General features: G+C 29.8%; 1 protein-coding gene. It reads left to right on the forward strand.

Annotation, left to right across the window (positions count from 1 at the left end):
* The first annotated feature begins 176 nt into the window (after nucleotides 1-176).
* Complete coding sequence (locus Q0857_RS16880; protein ID WP_298538076.1) at nucleotides 177-644, forward strand: hypothetical protein; 468 nt, start codon at nucleotides 177-179, stop codon at nucleotides 642-644.
* The last annotated feature ends 140 nt before the right edge of the window (nucleotides 645-784 follow it).

Below are 784 nucleotides of genomic sequence, written 5' to 3' on the forward strand. Positions count from 1 at the left end.
CCGTTGTAGGTAATCCCCCATAGAACTCAAAAATTTCTTCAGTAAGTTGGCTAACGAAAAATTGAGTAAATTGGGATTGAAAATTTAAGAAAAGATGAGAAATAGGAATATTTTTAAATCACTGATTTTTAGCAACATAATTTTACGTTAGTCAGAATGTAAAAAACGCACCATAAATGAAAAACACCTTAATTTTAGTCTTTTTAATTTGCTCTTTTGGACTTTCATCCGCACAAACTACCAAAGTGACTGAAAAATCTTTTCCGACAAACTTTGACCAATCAAAATTAAAAAAAATCAAAAAGTTTGAGAATAAAACGATTGCGTTTGATGGAAAGATTCTTGAAGTAAAAAATAGTAGAAACAATACACCTTTTTACAAATTAGAATTAGGGGATAATAAATATTTATGGACTGTCTTAATGTTCAAAAATGAGAGTAACATAATTGGGGATAAGATTAGAGTAGTTGGTTATTTGAATAAAATTGACCAAAACGATGCTAAAGAAGAATACTTAAAAGAAGAAAAACATATGGTTATAGCCTTAGGTCTTGTTGATTTTGAAAAAGAAAATTTCCTCTTTGTAAATGCTGGATATAAACAGAAAGAACAATGGATTAAAGGAGAAATACCTAGTCAATAAACACTACCTACAACACCGTATAAAAAAAATTGCTAGTTTTAGCTAAACCAATGTAAGTTGCTTTGTTTGCTTGCATCTGATTTTCCTTCGGAAAATCCTCGCACACAAACACGCAACATTTCATATACGTAACCGTTGTA

Origin of the sequence: uncultured Algibacter sp., assembly GCF_947495925.1 — a bacterium.
GTDB lineage: Bacteria > Bacteroidota > Bacteroidia > Flavobacteriales > Flavobacteriaceae > Algibacter_E.